The organism is Nevskia sp. (assembly GCF_051860985.1).
In the GTDB taxonomy this organism is placed as follows: domain Bacteria; phylum Pseudomonadota; class Gammaproteobacteria; order Nevskiales; family Nevskiaceae; genus Nevskia.
This window is the reverse complement of the sequence record NZ_JBIMKV010000013.1, coordinates 40,750-60,712: the sequence shown is the minus strand read 5'-3', so window position 1 is coordinate 60,712 and position 19,963 is coordinate 40,750. Positions and strand designations below refer to the sequence as shown.

Here is a 19,963-nt window from a genome sequence, read left to right as displayed (position 1 = left end):
GCGCGCGGACGCTCAGCGGCGCGCCGCGACCGACTCCGGCGGCATCCAGGCGCGGGCCTCGCGACCCTGGATGATCGGCACGAACTGCACTTCCAGGCTCGCTGCGCCGCCGCTGCGGGTTTCCGCGCGCAGCCGGCCACCGCGCAGACCCTGGCTGGCGAGATAGGCCAGTACCGAGGCGCTGCGGCGTTCGGCGAGATCGGCGTCGTCAGCGGTCGCCGCGATGGCGATCACATGGACCACCCAGGCACCGCCGAGACCGGCGGCCTCGACGGTGTCGGCCAGCGGCAGCATTAGCGCCGGCTTCAGCTGGGCACTGCCGAACTCGAAGGCGCGATCCGGCTCGAGGATCAGCCGCGACGGCTGGCTGCCGCCGCTGCTGACCAGGCGATAGGCCGGAGACAGCGGCAGCGCCGCCAGCCGCGCCTTCAGCGCAGCGTCGAAGCCGGCGATCACGGCCGCCTGCTGTGCTTCCGGAATCGCGTCGGCGATTGCCAGCGGTCCGCCGGACAGCGCGTCGGCCGCCGCAGCCGGCGGCGCCGGATCGCTGGCGCAGCCGGCCAGCAACAGCAGGCCGGCAGCGACGGCCGCCGCCCACCGGGCACGGCACGGCGTCATCGCCGCGCGCCGCGCCGGCTGCCCGGCTTGATCGCGGTCGGCTGGCGGCCGCCATCCCGGCCACCATCGCGGCCGCCACGGCCGCCGTCGTCCTGCCGGGCGCCGCCCTTGTCGACGATCTCCAGGTCGATCTTGCGTTCGTCGAGGCTGACCCGCACGACCTTGACGCGGATCTTCTGGCCCAGCGCGTAGACCTGTTTCGAGCGGCTGCCGACCAGACGCTGGTGCTTGGCATCGAACTCGTAGAAATCGCCCTTCAGCTGCGAGACATGCAGCATGCCTTCGATGTACAGGCCGACCAGTTCGACGAACAGGCCGAACGGCGCGACGCTGGCGACGATGCCGTCGAAGTCCTCGCCAACCCGGTGGCGCATGAACTCGCACTTGAGCCAGGTGTTGACGTCGCGGGTGGCGTCGTCGGCTCTTCGCTCGGTCATCGAGCAGTGCGCGCCCAGCGCTTCCATCTGCGGCAGCGTGTAGGTGAAGGTCGCCGGCTTGCGCTTGGCGATCGCGTGCTTGATCGCCCGGTGCAGCAGCAGATCCGGATAACGGCGGATCGGGCTGGTGAAGTGCGCGTAGTGGGTCAGCGCCAGGCCGAAGTGACCGTCGTTGGCCGGCTGGTAGCGCGCCTGCATCAGCGAACGCAGCATCACCGTCTGGATCAGCGACGCGTCCTCGCGGCCCTTCACACTGGCCAAGAGGCTCGCGTAGTCCATTGCCACCGGCGTCTCGCCGCCGCCGAGCCGCAGGCCGCGGCCGGCCAGGAACTCGCGCAGGATCGCCACCTTGTCGCCGTCCGGCACCTGGTGCACGCGGTACAGCGCCGGCATCTTGTGCTTGTCGACGAGCAGCGCGCCCTGCACGTTGGCCGCGATCATGCATTCCTCGATCAGGCGGTGGGCGACGTTGCGCTGCACCGGCACGATCTTCTCGATCTTGCGGCCCTCGCCGAACACGATCTTGGTTTCGGTCCCTTCGAAGTCGATCGCGCCGCGCTTCTCGCGGGCCGCGAACAGCGCTTCGAACACCGCCTTCAGCGTGTTCAGCGGCTTGAGCAGTTCCGGGCGCGCTTGCGCCTGCTCGCAGTCCGGGTTCTCCAGCATCGCGGCGACATCGTCGTAGATCAGCCGCGCCTTGGAGCGCATCACCGCCTTGTAGAACTTCGACTTCGACACCTCGCCATCCGGCGACACCCGCATCTCGCAGACCATGCACAGCCTGTCGACGTTCGGGTTCAGCGAGCACAGGCCGTTCGAGAGCGCTTCCGGCAGCATCGGGATGACGTTGTTCGGGAAGTACACCGAGGTGCCGCGCTCGGTGGCTTCGGCATCCAGCGCGCTGCCCGGCGTGACATAGGCCGAGACATCGGCAATCGCCACCCACAGCTTCCAGCCGCCGCCGCGCCAGCCCTTGACGGCTTCGGCGTAGACGGCGTCGTCGAAGTCGCGGGCGTCGGCGCCGTCGATGGTCATCAGGCCGAGTTCGCGCAGGTCCTCGCGGTCTTCGCCCCAGTGCGCCGGGGTCACCACCGGGCCGAAGGCTTCGGCTTCTGCCTCCACCCCTTCCGGCCATTCGAACGGCAGCTTGTGGGCGCGGATCGCCGCGGCAATCTCCATGCCCGGCGCCATGTGATCGCCGAGGATCTCGACGATGCGGCCGACCGGCATGGTCCGCTCGCCGGGCGGTGCAGTCAGTTCGGCGACCACCATCTGGCCCGGCTTGGCGCCGCCCAGCTCGCTGGCCGGGATGATGGTTTCCGGGTTCTTCGGGTTGCTCGGGATCACCGTGAAGATGCCGCCGCCGCCGATGCTCGAGGCATGCAGGCGGCCGACCACCTGGGTGGTGCCGCGTTCGAGCACGTCGACCAGGGCGCCTTCGCGGCGGCCCCGGGCATCGGTGCCGATCACGCGGACTCTCACCCGGTCGCCGTTCATCAAGGAATTCATCTGGCGCGGCGACAGGAACACGTCGCCGGACTTGTCGCCGGCGGCCGCGTTGTCCGGCTGCACGAAACCGTAGCCGTCGCGATGGGCGATGACCTTGCCGTCGACGGTGATGCCCGAGCGCGGCTTCGCTTCGATGGTCTGGCCGTCTTCGGTCAGCACTGCGCGATAGGCGCCGCGACGATCGGCGGCCGTGAGCTGGCCTTCACGGGCCATCGCCACCAGACGCTTGGTGAAGGCTTCCTGCTCGTTGAGCTTCTTCAGGCCGAAATGGGCGATCAGTTCGTCGAGCGTCATCGGCTCGGGCGACTCGACCAGCGTCTTCAGGATGTGGTTGCGGCTCGGCAACGGATTCGCGTAGCGGGACGACTCGGCGGCGAATTCGGCGTCGTTCGCCTTCCAGTCGAGTGGCTCCGGCGCCGACTTGCGACCCCAGCCGAAGCCGCCGGTCTTGCCCTTCTTCGACAGCGCGGGCGACTTGTCGTCGGGCAGGTCGCGACGGCTGCCATTATTTTTTGATTTCTTCATTGACAGACCCCCAAGGTCCGATTACATTGCGCGCCCTGAGCCGAGGTGGCGGAATTGGTAGACGCACTAGTTTCAGGTACTAGCGGGTAAAACCGTGGAGGTTCGAGTCCTCTCTTCGGCACCAGATGTACACGCAGGGTTGCAAGAAAAAGGTCGCCAATGGCGGCCTTTTTTGTGGGCGTCACCACGCCGGCGAACAGGGTTCCCGGCTGGCGACGATGACGCAGCAGCCCGATCGATATCGATCGTTTTGCCTGCCGCGGAAAAGATTGCTGCTGTTGCTCAAGGCCATCCTCGCGGTGGCCTTTTTCTTTTGTCACTTCGTTGTTGCCTCGATGGTGGTCATGGGTCCTCGGTCACCGTAATCGCGCCCGCCGCCAGCGGCGCGCGCCCCATACCGGTGACCGAGGACCGGGGTGTCGAAACCGCGTCAACCAAACGGGTTGCGCAGCACGATGGTGTGATCGCGATCGGGTCCGGTGGACACGATCGCGACCTCGGCGCCGGAGACTTCCTCCATGCGCTTGAGATACGCCCGCGCGTTGAGCGGCAGGTCGTCGTAGCGGGTGATGCCGTAAGTGGTCTCCGACCAGCCTGGCAGGTCCTCGTAGACCGGCTCGACGTTGATGAAGCCTTCGGCGCCGATCGGCAGGGTTTCGATCGGCTTGCCGTTGACGGTGTAGCCGGTGCAGATGCGCACCGTGTCCATGCCGTCGAGCACGTCGAGCTTGGTCACGCACAGGCCGGACACGCTGTTGTTGAAGATCGAGCGACGTGCCGCGACCGCGTCGAACCAGCCGCAGCGACGCGGCCGGCCGGTGACGGTGCCGAACTCCTTGCCGCGCTCGCGGATGCCCTGGCCGATCTCGTCGTCGAGTTCGGTCGGGAACGGACCGGAGCCGACGCGCGTGGCGTAGGCCTTGACGATGCCGAGCACGTAATCGAGGTTGCGCGGGCCGACGCCGGAGCCGGTCGCCGCACCGCCCGCCGTGGTGTTGCTCGACGTCACGAACGGATAGGTGCCGTGGTCGATGTCGAGCAGCGCGCCCTGCGCGCCCTCGAACAGCACGTTGTCGCCCTTGGCCAACTGCAGGCGCAGCAGCTCGGTGACATCGGCGACCATCGGCCGGATCACTTCGGCATACCGCAGCAGGTCGTCGAGCGTGGCCTGGAAATCGACCGGCGTTTCCTTGAAGTAATTGACCAGCACGAAGTTGTGGTAAGCCAGCAGCTCGCCGAGCTTGGCGGCCAGCACTTCGCGGTGGAACAGGTCGGAAACGCGGATCGCGCGGCGCGCGACCTTGTCCTCGTAGGCCGGGCCGATGCCCTTGCCGGTGGTGCCGATCTTGGCTTCGCCGCGGGCGCGCTCGCGCGCCTGGTCGAGCTTGGCGTGCACCGGCAGCACCAGCGGTGCCGCCTCGGAGATCTTCAGGCGATCGCGCACCGAAGCGCCGGTCGCCTCGACCTTCTCGATCTCCTTGATCAGATCCGGCAGCGACAGCACCACGCCGTTGCCGATCAGGCAGGCCACACCCGGCCGCATGATGCCGCTGGGGATCAGGTTCAGTGCGGTCTTCACGCCGTTGATGACCAGCGTGTGGCCGGCATTGTGACCGCCCTGGAAACGGACCACGGCCTCGACCTTGTCGGTCAAGAGATCGACGATCTTGCCCTTGCCTTCATCACCCCACTGGGCCCCGATAACAACGACTGATTTACCCATGTTCCCGTTCCATTCCACTTTGTGAGCCGCGGCCTTGCCGGCCGCGATCGCGGTCAGCAATCGCCGAGCCGCAGGAGTTCGTTGACATCCGCCGAAAAGCCGGTCGCCGGCCGTGCCGAGCCGGCACCGTCGAAGCGCCCGCCGCGTGCCACTTCACGGCCGTGGCCGGGCACGAAGGCGGCGAACACGAGGCCGGTCTGGTAGCGGTAGCCGCGCAGCTCGGCCAGATCGATGTGCAGCGGCGCCGGGTGTTCGAGCCGGGTCAGGTAGTCGGCGGCGGCTTCCAGCTGCGCCAGTGCCTCGGCGATCGCCGGCTCGCCGATGTCCAGTGTCTGCCGCGCACGTTGCAGCACGCTGACGTCGCCATTCAGCTCCATCAGCGCCGACAGGCCGCTGGCGGTTCGCTGCGGCAGCGAACGCGCCGAGGCGAAATCGCGCAGGTCCGGCTGCGACTTGCGTTGCAGGATGTCGAACACGGCGGTTTCGTCGTCCTCGTCGAGCGCCAGCTGGGAGGCCAGTGCCCGGTAGATGCCGACATGGCCGAGATCGAGGTGGGCGTCGCCGATGCCGGCCAGCCGCAGCGTGTCGAGCATCAGCTTGAGGATTTCCAGATCGGCACCGATCGCGCGTTCGCCGAACACTTCGCAGCCGACCTGGCGCGGCGCCCGGGAGCCGCCGAGGCTGTCCGGCCGCGTGCGCAGCACCGTGCCGAGGTAGCACAGGCGCACCACCGGCACATCGGCGAAATGCCGGGCGGCGATCCGTGCGGCCTGCGGCGTCATGTCCGAGCGCAGGCCGAGCAGACGACCGCCGACCGGATCGGTGAGCTTGAAGGTCTGATCTTCCAGGTCGCTGCCGGCGCCGCTGAGCAGGGTGTCGAGATGCTCGATCAGCGGCGGCAGGATCAGGTCGTAGCCGTGCGCGCGGTAATGGTCGAGCAGCACGCGGCGCAGGCCTTCGACCCGCCAGGCGGTGGTCGGCAGGGCTTCTTCCACGCCATCGGGCAGCATCCAGGGTCGAGTCACGTTCAAGCGTTCCAGGCAATCATCTGCAGCGCCAGCAGGCCGGTCACCATCAGTCCGAGGCCGATGGTGCGCAGCACGCGCTCATGGCTTTCGATCATCCGCTTCCAGGCTTCCTTCATGCCCTGGGGCATCAGGAACAGCACGGCACCTTCCAGCACCAGCACGAGCGCCAGTGCACGCAATACATCCACCATCATCGGCGCGGGCCACCGCCCTCGCCGCTCTGCTTCAGGTACTTGAAGAACTCGCCATCCGGCTCCAGCACCAGCACGTCCTTCTGGTCGCGGAAGCTGTCGCGGTAGGCATTCAGCGCGCGGTAGAAAGCGTAGAACTCCTGGTCGCTGCCATAGGCCTTGGCGGAGATCTCGGCGGTCTTGGCATCACCCTCGCCGCGCAGCTTTTCGGCTTCGCGATAGGCGTCGGCGATCGAGGTCTGGGCGCTGCGATCGGCCTCGGCCTTGATCTTCTCGGCTTCCTCGAAACCACGGGCGCGCAGGTCTGACGCCACCCGGGTACGCTCGGCGCGCATCCGCTGGTAGACCGACTCGCTGACCGCGCGCGGCAGGTTGATGCTCTTGATGCGGACGTCGACCAGCTCGATGCCCAGCTCGCTGACCTTCGAGGTCGCCGATTTTTCCAGCGCGGTCATGATCTCGTCGCGCTCGCCGCTGATCGCCTGCTGGATCGTGCGGCTGCCGAACTCCGCGCGCAGGCCCGGGTTGATGATCGCCGCGAGGCGGTTCTCGGCGACCAGGTCGTCGCCACCCGTGGCGCGGTAGTAGTTGCCGACGTCCTTGATCCGCCACTTGACGAAGAAGTCGACCTCGACGTTCTTCTTCTCGACGGTCAGGAAGGTCTCGGTCTTGTTGTCGAGCGTCAGCAGGCGGCCATCGAACTTCTTGACCGATTCGATCATCGGCAGCTTGAAATGCACGCCCGGCGTGAAATCGGAGCGCTGCACTTCGCCGAACTTGAACAGCAGCGCCTTTTCGCGCTGGTCGACGACGAACACGCTGTTGACGAGCAGCAGGAGGCCGGCGATCACCGCTGCCAGGACGAACGTCTGCTTGTTGCTGGTATTCATGGTTTTCAAGACTCCTTCAGCGGCTGCGATCGCGCGAACGCGCGGCATCGTCGGCGCTGTTGCGGGTCGGCGAACTGCGCTGCGAACCGCCGTTGAAATCGCTGCCCGGATCGGCTGCCGACTTCTGAGCGTTGCGCAGCAGCTGCTCCAGCGGCAGGTAGAACGCCGGATTGCCCTTGTCGATGTCGATCAGCACCTTGCTGGTGTTGCCGTAGACCTCGGTCATCGCGTCGTAGTACATGCGCTTGCGGGTGATCTGCGGCGCCTTGCGGTACTCGTCGTAGAGCGCGGTGAAGCGCGCCGCATCACCCTGGGCACGCGCCACGGTCTGGTCACGGTAGGCGGTGGCTTCGGCAATCCGGCGCGCTGCTTCGCCACGGGCGCGCGGCAGGCGATCGTTGGCGTAGGCCTCGGCCTCGCTCTGCAGGCGCTCCTTGTCCTCGCGCGCCTTGATCGCGTCGGCGAACGCGTCGAGCACCTGGTCCGGCGGCTGCGCCTGCTGCAGGTTGACTTCGGTGACCACGAGCCCGGCCTTGTAGTCGTTCAGTCGCTCCTGGAGGCTGGCCTTGATCTGGTCCGCGACGGCCTGACGGCCGTCGGTCAGGATGAAGTCCATCGTCGAGCGGCCCACCACCTCGCGCATCGCCGCCTGGGTGGCCTGGCGCAGCGTGTCTTCCGGCTTGCGGATGTTGAACACGAACTCCTCGGCCGACGACACCCGGAACTGCACCGACAGGTCGACGTCGACGATGTTCTCGTCCTGGGTCAGCATCGTCGCCTTCTCGTTGGCCTGGCGCACCTGCGTGAAGCCGACCGCCTCGACGCGCTCGATCGGCCAGGTCGCCCAGTGCAGGCCGGGGCCGGTGGTACCGGCATAGGCGCCGAAGCGGGTGATCACGGCGCGCTGCTGCTCTTCGACCGTGTAGAAGCTCATGTACAGCCAGAAGGCGGCGAACACGACCAGCAGCAGGCCGGCGAAGCCCTTCGGGACGCCGGCGTCGCCACTGGCCGGACCGCGACCGCCGCCCTTGCCGAACCAGCGCTCCTTGAGCTTCTTCAGCATGGCGTCGAGGTCGGGAGGCCCTTCCTTGCCGCGCTTGCCGCCGGGATTCTGGTTCCACGGATCGCGGCCGGGGCCGGGCTCGTTCCAAGCCATCAGGTGACTACTCCAGTATTGGCGTGCATCGCAGCGGTTCGCAGGCGTGCCGCGGTGACGATGCCCACAAGGGGAAAGAGGTATTCCGCGCGTCGTCGATTTTAGTGCACTGCCGGGCCCGAGGTACGGACCGGCGGCGTGATGCCGGCCTCGCGGCACAGGCGATCCAGGCGCGCGGCCGGAAGCCTGACGACCAGATGGCAATTGCCTTCCTCGTCGATCGATTCGGATTTCACCACGTGCAGCGAAAACAGCTGGGCGCGCAGCTTTGCGGCCCGTGGCGGCAGCACCAGGGTTTCATCGGCCAGGTCCGGATACAGCCGCCGGGCGATGGCGTCGCGCAGCGCTTCCAGCCCTTCGCCGTTGCGTGCCGACACGAATACCCGCTGCGGCACGCCGTCGGCATCGGTCTCGACGTGCGCGGTCTCGCCTTCGCGCAGGTCGATCTTGTTGTAGACCTGCAGGCGCGGCACCTCGTCGGCGCCGATTTCCTTCAGCACTGCCTCGACCTGCTCGATCCGCGCACCGCGCTCCGGATCGCCAGCGTCGACGACATGCAGCAGCAGGTCGGCTTCACGCGACTCTTCCAGCGTGGCCCGGAACGCCGCGATCAGGTCATGCGGCAGATCACGGATGAAACCCACGGTATCGGCCAGCACGGCAGTCTCGCCGCTTTTCAGTTCCACCCGGCGGACCGTGGTGTCGAGCGTGGCGAACAGCTGGTTCGACGCGAAGGTGGCGTCGCCGGTCATGGCGTTGAACAGCGTCGACTTGCCGGCATTGGTGTAACCGACCAGCGACACCGTCGGGATATCGGATTTGCTGCGGCCGTGGCGGTTCTGCGCGCGGCGGCTCTTGACCGCCTCGAGCTGCTTCTTCAGCGTGTCGACCCGGCCACGCAGCAGGCGGCGGTCGATTTCGAGCTGCGTCTCGCCCATGCCGCCGCGCAGGCCGATGCCGCCCTTCTGCCGTTCGAGATGGGTCCAGCCCCGCACCAGGCGGGTCGCCATATGGTTGAGCTGGGCGAGTTCGACCTGCAGCTTGCCTTCGTGCGAACGGGCGCGGCGCGCGAAGATGTCGAGAATCAGCCCGGCGCGGTTGATCACCCGGCACTCGAAGCGCTTTTCGAGGTTGCGCTCCTGGCTCGGGCTCAGGTCGTGGTTGAACACCACCAACTGCGCTCCGGCCGCCTTGGCGGCCAGCGCCACTTCGTCGACCTTGCCGCTGCCGGCATAGGTGCCGGCGTCCGGGCGTTCGCGCTTGCCGCCGATCACGCCCACCACGTCAAGGCCGGCCGAACGGGCCAGCTCGACGAATTCGATGCGGTCGGCGTCGAAATCGGTACCGGGGAATTCCAGATGCACCAGAACCGCTTTCTGGCGCGTGACCTGTGCGGCTGCCGCCGTGTCGTCGGCAGTCGCGTACGGCGGAGGATTGTGGGTCAAACGCCGGCCGGTTGGGCGTCGTCGCCGTCACCGTCCGAGATGCGCACTGACCGTGCCGGCACGATCGTCGAGATCGCGTGCTTGTAGACCATCTGGCTCACGGTGTTCTTCAGCAGCACCACGAACTGGTCGAACGACTCGATCTGGCCCTGCAGCTTGATACCGTTGACCAGATAAATCGAAACCGGGATGCGCTCCTTGCGCAGGGCATTCAGGAATGGCTCCTGCAGAGTCTGTCCTTTTGACATGTCAGCTACCTTTATTTGAGTTTTTTGAGGGCGTGAACAGCGCACCAGCGGCGAAAAAGTCTAGCACCGAATCAAGGTCAATCCGACGGCCGCAGCGCAATGAGGTGGCCGGGAGATGACCAGGGTCATGATCCCGCCGCTGACAAGACCGCGTCCAGTGCGGACGGTTCCGCAGGATCGATCCATCGCCAGCGTTCACCCTCGCCACGCAGCCAGGTCATCTGCCGCTTGGCGTACTGGCGGGTGGCGATGACGCCGCGCCGGATCGCCTCGGCCCGGCTGAAGGCGCCGTCGAGGTGCTGCCAGACCTGCCGGTAGCCGACCGCACGCATCGACGGCAGGTCCAGATGCAGATCGCCGCGTGCGCGCAATGTCGACACCTCGTCGATCAGGCCGGCACTGACCATCTGCGAGAACCGCGCTGCGATCCGCTGATCGAACAGCGCTTTCGGCGGCGGCTGGACGGCGAAACGCAGCAGCCGTCCCGGCACCCGGCCCTGCGGCTTCGGATCGGCATGCCACTGCGATGCGGGCCGGCCGCTGAGCAACTGGATTTCGAGCGCCCGCTGAACGCGCTGGGCATCGTTCGGGTGCAGGCGCGCCGCCGTCACCGGGTCGACCGCCGCCAGCCGGGCATGCTGGGCATCCGGGCCGATCCGGGCGCGTTCGTCTTCCAACTCGGCGCGCAACGCCGGGTCGGCCGACGGCAGTTCGCTCAGGCCGTCGAACAGCGCCCGGAAGTACAGCAGGGTACCGCCGACCAGCACCGGCACCCGACCGCGACCGCGAATCGCCTCGATCACCTCGGCCGCATCGGCCGCGAAGCGGGCCGCCGAGTACGGCTCGGCGGGGTCGAGGATGTCGAGCAGGTGATGCGGCACGCGGGCGCGGGCCTCGGCATCCGGCTTGGCGCTGCCGATGTCCATGCCGCGATAGATCTGCGCGGAATCGACGCTGACGATCTCCGCCCGGCCGGCCAGCCGCTCGCACAGCGCCATCGCCAGCCCGCTCTTGCCGGCCGCCGTGGGGCCGGAAATGGCGAGGACAGGCGGCAGCGGATCGGACGGCAGGCTCATGGCGCGGCGGAGTCTAGCCGCTCGGCACGGCCGGCGGCCGACCGCGCTGCCGTCTGCCGGCCGCCGGCGCTCAGAACCGCCAGCCGAGGCTCAGCTGGACCACCGGATACAGCGAGTACTGGTTGACATCGGCGGCCAGATTGGCCTCCTCGTCGCCGATCGCCGCCTGGACGTCGGGATCGGTGGCCAGGTCGACGTTGTCGCGGGTATTGCCGCTGCTGTCGGTGACCGAGCCGGTGCCGGATGCCGCCAGCTTCGGCTTCGGCTTGCCGTGGAACATCACACCGGCGTCGAAGCCGACGAAGAAGGGCAGGCCCTGCATCGGGTTGGTGAAGCCCAGGCCCAGGTACGGTGCGACATTGCGGAAGCCGAGCCGGCCATCGACGCGGGCGCTGTCGCCGGCCACCATCAGGTCGCCGACCTCGCAGCTTCCCGGGCAGCTGGCGCGCAGCTGCACCTTGTTGGCGTTGCCGATCAGACCGGCGGACAGGCGCGGCCCCTTGATGAACGGGTAGACATCGACAAAGCCGCCGTAGGTCAGCAGCTTGAGCTTGCCGTCGTAATCGATGCCGTCCTTGCTCAGCGAGCGGTTGTAGCCGAGCCCCTGGATCGAGCCGCGCAGGTTGACGAATGGCAGCAGCCGGGTGGTCAGCTGACCACCGATGCCGGCCGTGCCGGCAGTCACGCCGACCGCCAGATCGGGCAATGCCCAGGCGGCCGGCAGCGGCAGGGTCAGCAGGGCGGCAACAGCGATGGCAGGCAGGCACTTCTTGGTCATGTTGTCCTCGGACTAGGGTTGATGGGTCGCGGGCGGTGCAGCGCCGGGCATCCGGTTCGACGCGACCATGCCAGCCGACAACGGCCGAATCCTCACGGAATTCCATTGCAATGCCAACGGATTTCCGACGCCGCTGTCGCGACGCGGCGGCGGTGATGCGGCGCGCGCGGCCAGCGGTGCAAGCCGCGTTCCCCCGGCGCACGTCGGCCGTCGCGCAAACCCTTGCGCCGTGAGCTTTTCCCATTCCGGGCCCGGCATCGACCTCCTATAACCCACGGTCGCCGGGGCAGCGTCGATCAGTGCGCCGGCCGACCACCGAATGCCGATGACCCTCCCGCCCTCGCCTCCACTCGAATCCGCCCTGCCGGCACCGGTGCTGTCGGTGCGCGCGGTGCTGATCGCCACGGCGGCCGGCGCCGTGCTGCTGGTCTGGCTGATGGCGGCGCTGGCCACGCTCAGCGTGCAGCGCGCCAGCGAACATCTGGGCGATGCCCGCAATTCCTATGAACAGCTGGCGATCATCAACCGACTGGAAGCGGAATTCGGCCGCCTGCTGCTGGCCGAGATGGAAACCCTGGCCAGCCCCAACGCGATGCCCGAACTGGGCCGGCCGACCGCCGAGGCGGTGGAGCCGCTGTTCAAGCGCCTGCTGGTGCTGATCGACGAGGAATTCGAGCGCCACGGCACCTCGCGCGACGACCGGGTGCGCGAGATCCGCAACGCCGAGGCGATGCGCACCCTGTTCGCGCAGCTGCACATGCGCCTGGAACAGCCATCGATGGCCAGCACCCGCCAGGACGCCGCCGCCGCCGTGCAGGCGTTCTTCGAGCAGACGGTCCGCGGCGACACCGCGCGCATCGACCGGCTGGTCCGCTCGGTCTCGGCCGACGAGGCGGAGGAAGTCGAGCAGACCCTGGCCGACATGCAGCGGCTGCGCCAGCGGCTGGAATGGGGCACGCCGCTGGCCGGACTGCTGGCGGCACTGGGCGCGGTGCTGTCGATGGCGCTGATCCACGCGCTGATCATGAGCCCGGTGCGCGACCTCAGGGTCGGCGTGCGGCGTTTCACCGATGGCGATCTCGGCCACCGGATCAACGTCGTCCGGCCGCTGGAGCTGGCCGACCTCGCCCGCCAGTGCAACGCCATGGCGCGCCGGCTGGCCGAGCAGCAGGCGCATCTGACCCGCGTCAACGAAGCGCTGGAGGACACCGTGCGGCAGCGCACGCGGCAGCTGGAGGAATCCAGCGAACGCCTGCGCGCGATCGACGCCAGCCGCCGGCTGTTCTTCGGCAAGATCAGCCACGAACTGCGGACTCCAGTGACCGTGCTCAGCGGCGAAGCCGAGGTGGCGCTGCGCAGCCGCGACGAATCGGTCGACGGCTACCGCAGTGCGCTCGAGCACATCCTGGCCACCAGTGGCTATCTGCGCCGCCGGCTCAATGACCTGATCGGTCTGGCCCGCTCGGAAGACGGCCGCGTGCAGATCGAGCGCGAACGCATGAGCCTGCGCGACGGCCTGCGCGAAGCCGCCACGGTAGCCGAGGCCTACGCGCGGTCGAGCAGCGTATTCCTGGAAACCGACGCCGGCAGCGAGCCGGCCTGGATCATCGGTGATGCCAGCTGGATCCGGCAGGCGACGCTGGCGCTGATCGACAACGCGGTGAAGTTCTCTCCGGCCGATGGCCGGGTCAGTGCCCGGATCGAGCACGGTCCGCAGGGCCATGCGATCGAGATCGCCGATCAGGGGCCGGGCATCTCGGCGGAAATGCTGCCGAAGATCTTCGACCCGTACTACCAGACCGTCGACGGCCGCGAACGTGGCGGCGCCGGCCTGGGCCTGGCGGTGGCGCGCTGGGTCAGCGAACAGCATGGCGGGCGGATCAGCGCCCGCAACGCCTACGACGGCGGTCTGGTGGTACGCATGGAATTTCCGGTCGAGGAGGCGCGGTGAACGGCAACAGCATCCTGCTAGTCGAGGACGATCCCGGCATCGGCCGCTTCGTCACGCGCGGCCTGGCCGCAGAAGGTTTCAGCGTGCAATGGCTGCGCGGCATCAGCGGCGTGCCACGACAACTGACCGGCGCCGACTATGCGGTGCTGATCCTCGATCTGATGCTGCCCGATGGCGACGGCTGCTCGCTGGCGCGCTACCTGCGCGAGGCCGGCCAGATGGTGCCGATCCTGATGCTCACGGCGCGCGATTCGCTCGACGAGAAGCTCGACGGCTTCCGCAACGGCGCCGACGACTACCTGACCAAGCCGTTCGCGTTCGACGAGCTGCTGGCGAGAGTCAAGGTGCTGGCGCGGCGCGGCTCCGCCGGCCCGGAACGCAGCCTGCTGCAGGTGGCGGACCTGTCAATCGACGTGCGTGCCCGCGAAGTCAGCTGCGCCGGCCAGCTGATCAGCCTGACCCGCCGCGAGTTCGACCTGCTGCTGTACCTGGCCCGCCACGCCGGCGAAGTGGTCAGCCGCGAACGCCTGCTGGCCGGTGCCTGGGGCAACAACGGCGAGCTCAGCATCAATACCGTCGACGTCTATCTCGGTTATCTGCGTCGCAAGCTGAAAGCCCACGGCAGCGAAACCGAGATCGCCACCGTGCGCGGCATCGGCTGCCGCATCGGCCTGGCACCCGACGCCGGCAACCTCGACCCCGCAGCAGGCAGCGCCTGAGAAGCTTCTCAGACCTGTCTCAGGCGCCCCTCATGCAGCCCTCCCTACAGTCCTCCCGCACGGTGACGCAAGCCCACCGGACGCCAAGACAAATACACATCAGGAGGACATCCATGACGCATCCCAAGCCGCGCCGCCTGCAGCCGCTGGCCGCCGCCATTTCCGCAGGACTGATCGCGATGGCCGCCGGCGGCAGCGCCCGGGCCGACAAGCTGGTCACCTGGGAAGACATCCAGAACGACCAGGCGAGCACCGAGAACGTGCTGGCCTATGGCTTCGGCCCGAAGGCGCAGCGCTTCAGCCCGGCCGAGAAGATCAACACCGGCAACGTCGCCTCGCTGACGCCGAAGTGGTCGTTCTCCTTCGGCGACGAGAAGCAGCGCGGCCAGGAAAGCCAGGCACTGATGCACGACGGCGTGATCTACGTGACCGGCTCGTACTCGCGCCTGTTCGCGCTTGATGCCAAGACCGGCAAGAAGCTGTGGTCGTACTCGCACCGGCTGCCGGACGACATCCGCCCTTGCTGCGACGTGGTCAACCGCGGCGCCGCGATCTACGGCGACAAGGTCTACTTCGGCACGCTCGACGCCGGCATCGTCGCGCTCAACGCCAAGACCGGAAAGGTGGTCTGGTCGGAGAAGTTCGAAGACCACACGGCCGGCTACACGATGACCGGCGCGCCGGCCATCATCAAGGATCAGAAGAGCGGCAAGGTGCTGTTGATCCACGGCTCCTCGGGTGACGAATTCGGCGTTGTCGGCCGCCTGTACGCCCGCGATCCGGACACCGGCAAGGAAATCTGGATGCGGCCGCTGGTCGAAGGCCACATGGGCCGCCTGAACGGCAAGGACTCGACCACCACCGGCGACGCCAAGGCGCCGAGCTGGCCGAACGAGAAGGACGGCAAGACCAAGGTCGAGGCCTGGCATCACGGCGGCGGTGCGCCGTGGCAGACCGCAGCGTTCGACGAGAAGACCAACACCATCGTCGTCGGCACCGGCAACCCGGCGCCGTGGAACACCTGGAAGCGCACGCCGGGCGACTCGCTGTACACCTCCGGCCAGGTCTACATCGACCCGTCGACGGGTGAGCCGGTCGGCTTCTTCCAGCACACGCCGAACGATGCCTGGGACTTCTCCGGCAACAACGAAATCATCCTGTTCGACCTGGAAAAGGACGGCAAGAAGATCCGCGCCGGCGCCCACGCCGACCGCAACGGCTTCTTCTTCGTCACCGATACCGACAAGCTGACCGCCCGCGACGGCAAGATCAACAAGCCGACCTCGCTGATCGGCGCCTACCCGTTCGTGCCGAACATCAGCTGGGCCAAGGGCTTCGACCTGAAGACCGGCCGGCCGATCGAGAACCCGGGCCAGCGTCCGCCGCAGCCGGAGGCCGGTGAATCGAAGGGCAAGACCATCCAGGTCACGCCGAACTTCCTCGGCGGCAAGAACTGGAACCCGATGTCCTACAGCCCGGAGACCGGCCTGTTCTACATCGGCTCCAACGACTGGAGCGAGGACTACTGGACCGAGAACGTCACCTACAAGAAAGGCGCGGCATATCTCGGCCAGGGTTTCCGCATCAAGCGCCAGTTCGATGACCACGTCGGCGTGCTGCGGGCGATGGACCCGAAGAGCGGCAAGATCGTCTGGGAAGCCAAGGAGCCGCTGCCGCTGTGGTCGGGCACCCTGGCGACCAAGGGCAACCTGGTGTTCACCGGCACCAGCGACGGCTACTTCAAGGCCTTCGACGCCAAGACCGGCAAGGAACTGTGGAAATTCCAGACCGGCTCCGGCGTGGTGTCCTCGCCGATCACCTGGGAAGAAGGCGGCCGCCAGTACCTCGGTGTGGCCTCCGGCTACGGCGGCGCCGTGCCGCTGTGGGGCGGCGACATGGCCGACCTGACCAAGCCGGTCTCGCAGGGCGGCTCGTTCTGGGTCTTCGAGATTCCGCAGAGCGTCGCCGACGGCGGCAGCGACAAGGCGGTTGCCCGCGCCGATTGAGCCTCATTCCCCGCGGTGCCGCCGTTCGCCAGAACCGGCACCGTCACGACTCCTCTAGGCAAGGTCACGACCTTAACTAGATTCGGCCGGCCTTCCGTGCAACGGACGGCCGGCTGATTTTTTTTCGAGGACCCGCACCATGAAATTCCTTCCTGCCGTGCTGATCGGCTTCGCGCTGGCGCTGCCTGCCGAAGCCGTGGATGTCATCGTCAATACCATCGAGCGACCCGATCCCTGGGTCATCAACGGCTGCCTGATCGCACCGAAAACCGAATGCCCGGGAGTCGACCTGCGCCATGCCGACCTGCGCCACGCCAACCTCGAAGGCGCGCAGCTCGACGGCGCCAACCTGGCCCGGGCCGACCTGCGTCACGCCAACCTGAACGGCGCCCGGCTCAACGGTGCCAATCTCGACGGCGCCCGTCTGGAAATTGCCTTCATGGGCGGCGCCAAGCTCGCCAAGGCCAGCCTGCGCGGCGCCGACCTGCGCTTCGTGCGGATGGCCAAGTCCGACCTGAGCGGCGCCGACCTGACCGCCGCCACGCTCGAAAAGGCGATGGCCAAGGGCGCCAATTTCGACGGTGCGAAGTTCATCAGCACCGATCTGCAGGAAACCAAGTTCTACGAGGCCAACCTGTCGAACGCGACGATGGAAGGCGCGCTGATCCGCTTCGCGATCTTCCAGGACGCGCTGATGGAGGGCTGCACCGGCTGCCCGCAGCACTGGCAGACCGGCACCAAGGCCTGGGAGGAAGGCCAGGCGAAACCCGCGAAGTGAGCGTGCCGATCACGCCGGCCGCCGGCCTGCGGACGCTGGCGCTGCTGCTGGCGATCACGCAGCGTGCAGCGGCCGGCAGCATCGACATCCCCGGCGAGCTGCAGGCCTGCCGGGCGCTGGTCGATCCGGCGCCAAGGCTGCTCTGCTTCGACGCGCTGGCGGTGCGCCATTCACCGCCCCGCTTTGCCGGCCGCCACGGCGTCACCACCGAGCCGTTCACGATTGCCGGACCGCAGCGCCTGCGCTACCAGAGCGACGGCGCGATCTTCGTGATGTACCTGCGCGACGGCGACGGCAAGGTCGCGCAGAACATCGTGCTGCACGGCGGCGGCGAGGATATCTACCTGATCGAGAAACCGGGCACCTATTCGCTGCAGGTCAACGGCAGCGAAACCTGGCGAATCTGGCTGGAGGCGCCGTGAGCGCTCAGCGCGCGTATTCCTGCCGCGACAGCCAGAACTCGGCCAGCGGCAAATCTTCCGGCCAGACGACCTTGAGGTTCGACTCCCGGCCGCGCAGCAGCAGCGGCTTGTAGCCGGCGGCCTCCATCGCTGCCGCCTCGTCGTCGAACGCCGGCGTCCGGCCACGGCTGCGTTCCAGCGCATTGCGCAGCAGATCGAGCCGGAACAGCTGCGGCGTCTGGCCCCGCCAGAGATCCGCACGATCCAGGGTGGCGGCGCTGCGCTCGCGCGCGGCCCGCTTCAGCGTATCGGTCAGCGGCAGCGCCAGCAGACCGCCGTTGTCGTCGCTGGCCTCGTCGCGCAGGCGCTCGATGTCCTCGACCGTCAGACAGGGACGCGCCGCATCGTGGATCAGCGTGAAGACCGGCGCCTGCAGGCGCTGGCTGACCGCCGAGATCGCCGCCAGGCCGGCGAGCACCGAATCGACCCGGGCCGCGCCGCCGGTCACCGTGATGATCTTCGGATGACGGGCGATCGGCAGCTTGGCGAACTCGCTGTCGCCGCGTGCCAGCACCAGCGCCACGCCGTCGATCCAGCCGGCATCGAGGAACGGCGCCAGGCTCCATTCGAGCAGCGCCCGGCCGCGCAGGTTCAGGTACTGCTTGGGCTTGCCGAGCCCCATGCGGGCGCCGCCGCCGGCCGATGGCAGCACGGCCCAGTAACGCGGTGTCGGGCCGCCGTTGCGGCGCGGGCTGGCGGTCATCGCAGGATCGGCAGCGGCCGATCAGGGCGTGGCGACATCGCGGCCGGCAGTCGCGTTGACGACGAGGAAGAAGGTTTCGTCGCGCTTGACCATGCCCAGCGACTTGCGGGCATGAGTTTCGATCGCCGCACCGCCGGCCCGCAGGTCGTCGACTTCCGCCTGCAGGGCCGCATTGCGCAGTTGCAGGCGCGCGTTGTCGGCGATCCGCGATTCCACCGCCACGCGCTGGCGGCCGGTTTCGTAGACCCCGCCGTCACCCATCCAGAACCGGTACTGCAGCCCGGCGAGCATCACGCTCAGGATGAGGACAGCGGCGCGGCGGTTCATGGCATGGCCCTGTTTTACTTGCCGACCGCGACCGGGAAGCCGGCAGCGCCCGGGTACTTGGCGCGGCTGCCGAGCGTGCGTTCGATGCGCAGCAGCTGGTTGTACTTGGCCATGCGATCCGAGCGGCACAGCGAGCCGGTCTTGATCTGGGTGGCGGCGGTGCCGACGGCGATGTCGGCGATGGTCGCGTCCTCGGTTTCACCCGAGCGGTGCGAGACCACGGCCGAGTAGCCGGCGTCAGTGGCCATGCGGATCGCGGCCAGGGTTTCGGTCAGGGTGCCGATCTGGTTCGGCTTGATCAGGATCGAATTGGCGATGCCTCGGATGATGCCTTCGGCGAGGATCTTGGTGTTGGTGACGAACAGGTCGTCGCCGACCAGCTGCACCTTCGAGCCGAGCTTCTCGGTCAGCAGGCCCCAGCCCTTCCAGTCGCCTTCAGCGCAGCCGTCTTCGATCGAGATGATCGGGTAGCGGTCGACGAGGCCGGCGAGGTAGTCGGTGAACTGGTCGGCCGAAAACTGCTTGCCCTCGCCTTCGAGGTGGTACTTGCCCTTCTTGAAGAATTCACTGGAGGCGACATCCAGGCCGAGGAAGACATCGACACCCGGCTTGTAGCCGGCGGCCGAGATCGCTTCCATCAGCACCGCCAGCGCAGCTTCGTTGGATTCCAGGTTCGGCGCGAAGCCGCCTTCGTCGCCGACGGCCGTGTTCAGCTTGCGGCCATGCAGCACCTTCTTCAGCGTGTGGAAGATCTCGGCGCCGGTGCGCATCGCTTCCGAGAAGCTGCTGGCACCGACCGGCAGGATCATGAATTCCTGGATGTCGATGTTGTTGTCGGCATGCGCACCGCCGTTGATGACGTTCATCATCGGCACCGGCAAGGTGTCGGCCTGCAGGCCGCCGAGGTGGCGGAACAGCGGCTGGTCGTTCTCGGCGGCGGCGGCGTGCGCCGTGGCCAGCGACACCGCGAGGATGGCGTTGGCGCCGAGGCGCGACTTGTTCTCGGTGCCGTCGAGCTTGATCAGCGCTTCGTCGAGGCCGACCTGATCCTGGGCATCGCGACCGACCGCCGCCTTGGCGATCTCGGTTTCCGCATGCTTGACCGCCTTCAGCACGCCCTTGCCGAAGTAGCGCTTCTTGTCACCGTCGCGCAGCTCGACGGCTTCGCGAGTGCCGGTCGAGGCGCCGCTCGGCGAGGCGGCACGTCCGGAAAATCCGCTGGCCAGGAACACTTCGGCTTCCACCGTCGGGTTGCCGCGCGAATCGATGATTTCACGGGCCAGGACGCGGACGATCTCGGACATCAGCAAACCTCTTGTTGGTTTTGTTTCAGGGGGAAATTTTCGAAATTCTACGTCGCGCCCAGCAGTCCCGCCATGACAGCGGGGCCGCGC

19 protein-coding genes and 1 tRNA gene are annotated in these 19,963 nt (G+C 67.7%); 6 read left to right on the top strand and 14 right to left on the bottom strand.

Features of this window, described 5'->3' with window-relative positions:
* Positions 1-12: 12 nt before the first annotated feature.
* Positions 13-618: a hypothetical protein gene (locus tag ACTIGJ_RS13770; protein WP_439640898.1), complete on the bottom strand. Its 606-nt coding sequence runs from the start codon at positions 616-618 to the stop codon at positions 13-15.
* Positions 615-3,089 carry a ribonuclease R gene (rnr, locus tag ACTIGJ_RS13765; RefSeq protein WP_439640897.1) on the bottom strand — a complete coding sequence of 825 codons (2,475 nt, stop codon included), beginning with the start codon at positions 3,087-3,089 and terminating at the stop codon, positions 615-617. Before rnr ends, ACTIGJ_RS13770 begins: the two co-directional genes overlap by 4 nt.
* Positions 3,090-3,128: 39 nt before the next feature.
* Between rnr and ACTIGJ_RS13760 the strand changes: the two genes are divergently transcribed.
* Positions 3,129-3,213 (top strand) — tRNA-Leu (locus ACTIGJ_RS13760).
* 306 nt (positions 3,214-3,519) lie between these two features.
* Here ACTIGJ_RS13760 and ACTIGJ_RS13755 read toward each other — a convergent pair.
* The 9 genes from ACTIGJ_RS13755 to ACTIGJ_RS13715 form a co-directional block, all read right to left on the bottom strand.
* Positions 3,520-4,812 (bottom strand): adenylosuccinate synthase, encoded by a 1,293-nt coding sequence (locus ACTIGJ_RS13755; protein WP_439640896.1) that lies wholly within the window; start codon positions 4,810-4,812, stop codon positions 3,520-3,522.
* Between the two features lie 53 nt (positions 4,813-4,865).
* Complete coding sequence (locus tag ACTIGJ_RS13750; RefSeq protein ID WP_439640895.1) at positions 4,866-5,837, bottom strand: ATP phosphoribosyltransferase regulatory subunit; 972 nt, start codon at positions 5,835-5,837, stop codon at positions 4,866-4,868.
* A 2-nt stretch (positions 5,838-5,839) separates the two neighbouring features.
* Positions 5,840-6,034, bottom strand: a complete 195-nt coding sequence (locus tag ACTIGJ_RS13745; protein WP_439640894.1) for a DUF2065 family protein — start codon at positions 6,032-6,034, stop codon at positions 5,840-5,842.
* Entirely contained in the window at positions 6,031-6,921 is an 891-nt protein-coding gene (gene hflC / locus ACTIGJ_RS13740) for a protease modulator HflC (RefSeq protein WP_439640893.1), read from the bottom strand. Before hflC ends, ACTIGJ_RS13745 begins: the two co-directional genes overlap by 4 nt.
* Before the next feature lie 16 nt (positions 6,922-6,937).
* A complete protein-coding gene (gene hflK / locus ACTIGJ_RS13735) occupies positions 6,938-8,077 on the bottom strand; it encodes an FtsH protease activity modulator HflK (protein ID WP_439640892.1) in 1,140 nt (379 codons plus the stop codon).
* Positions 8,078-8,178: 101 nt separating this feature from the next.
* On the bottom strand, positions 8,179-9,444 hold the full coding sequence (gene hflX, locus ACTIGJ_RS13730; protein ID WP_439640954.1) for a ribosome rescue GTPase HflX: 1,266 nt from the start codon (positions 9,442-9,444) through the stop codon (positions 8,179-8,181).
* A 74-nt stretch (positions 9,445-9,518) separates the two neighbouring features.
* The gene (gene hfq, locus ACTIGJ_RS13725; RefSeq protein ID WP_439640891.1) at positions 9,519-9,770 is read right to left on the bottom strand and encodes an RNA chaperone Hfq; all 252 of its coding nucleotides are present in this window, start codon (positions 9,768-9,770) and stop codon (positions 9,519-9,521) included.
* A 125-nt stretch (positions 9,771-9,895) separates the two neighbouring features.
* Positions 9,896-10,846: a tRNA (adenosine(37)-N6)-dimethylallyltransferase MiaA gene (gene miaA, locus ACTIGJ_RS13720; RefSeq protein ID WP_439640890.1), complete on the bottom strand. Its 951-nt coding sequence runs from the start codon at positions 10,844-10,846 to the stop codon at positions 9,896-9,898.
* A gap of 70 nt (positions 10,847-10,916) precedes the next feature.
* Positions 10,917-11,624: a hypothetical protein gene (locus ACTIGJ_RS13715; protein ID WP_439640889.1), complete on the bottom strand. Its 708-nt coding sequence runs from the start codon at positions 11,622-11,624 to the stop codon at positions 10,917-10,919.
* Positions 11,625-11,949: 325 nt separating this feature from the next.
* Between ACTIGJ_RS13715 and ACTIGJ_RS13710 the strand changes: the two genes are divergently transcribed.
* From ACTIGJ_RS13710 to ACTIGJ_RS13690, 5 genes are all read left to right on the top strand, one after another.
* Positions 11,950-13,575, top strand: coding sequence for an ATP-binding protein (locus ACTIGJ_RS13710; RefSeq protein ID WP_439640888.1), 1,626 nt, complete (start codon positions 11,950-11,952; stop codon positions 13,573-13,575).
* Positions 13,572-14,294, top strand: a complete 723-nt coding sequence (locus ACTIGJ_RS13705) for a response regulator transcription factor (RefSeq protein WP_439640887.1) — start codon at positions 13,572-13,574, stop codon at positions 14,292-14,294. The genes ACTIGJ_RS13710 and ACTIGJ_RS13705 overlap by 4 nt, the downstream gene beginning before the upstream one ends.
* A 113-nt stretch (positions 14,295-14,407) precedes the next feature.
* Positions 14,408-16,300 (top strand): methanol/ethanol family PQQ-dependent dehydrogenase, encoded by a 1,893-nt coding sequence (locus ACTIGJ_RS13700; RefSeq protein WP_439640886.1) that lies wholly within the window; start codon positions 14,408-14,410, stop codon positions 16,298-16,300.
* 139 nt (positions 16,301-16,439) lie between these two features.
* Positions 16,440-17,078, top strand: coding sequence for a pentapeptide repeat-containing protein (locus tag ACTIGJ_RS13695; protein ID WP_439640885.1), 639 nt, complete (start codon positions 16,440-16,442; stop codon positions 17,076-17,078).
* Positions 17,075-17,500 (top strand): hypothetical protein, encoded by a 426-nt coding sequence (locus ACTIGJ_RS13690; RefSeq protein WP_439640884.1) that lies wholly within the window; start codon positions 17,075-17,077, stop codon positions 17,498-17,500. The genes ACTIGJ_RS13695 and ACTIGJ_RS13690 overlap by 4 nt, the downstream gene beginning before the upstream one ends.
* 4 nt (positions 17,501-17,504) lie before the next feature.
* On the opposite strand, the gene ispD is transcribed toward ACTIGJ_RS13690, so the two are convergent.
* The 3 genes from ispD to eno are packed head-to-tail and all read right to left on the bottom strand — an operon-like array spanning position 17,505 to position 19,873.
* The gene (gene ispD / locus ACTIGJ_RS13685) at positions 17,505-18,242 is read right to left on the bottom strand and encodes a 2-C-methyl-D-erythritol 4-phosphate cytidylyltransferase (RefSeq protein WP_439640883.1); all 738 of its coding nucleotides are present in this window, start codon (positions 18,240-18,242) and stop codon (positions 17,505-17,507) included.
* Between the two features lie 21 nt (positions 18,243-18,263).
* Complete coding sequence (locus ACTIGJ_RS13680) at positions 18,264-18,569, bottom strand: septum formation initiator family protein (RefSeq protein WP_439640882.1); 306 nt, start codon at positions 18,567-18,569, stop codon at positions 18,264-18,266.
* Positions 18,570-18,583: 14 nt separating this feature from the next.
* Entirely contained in the window at positions 18,584-19,873 is a 1,290-nt protein-coding gene (gene eno, locus ACTIGJ_RS13675) for a phosphopyruvate hydratase (protein ID WP_439640881.1), read from the bottom strand.
* Positions 19,874-19,963 lie beyond the last annotated feature (90 nt).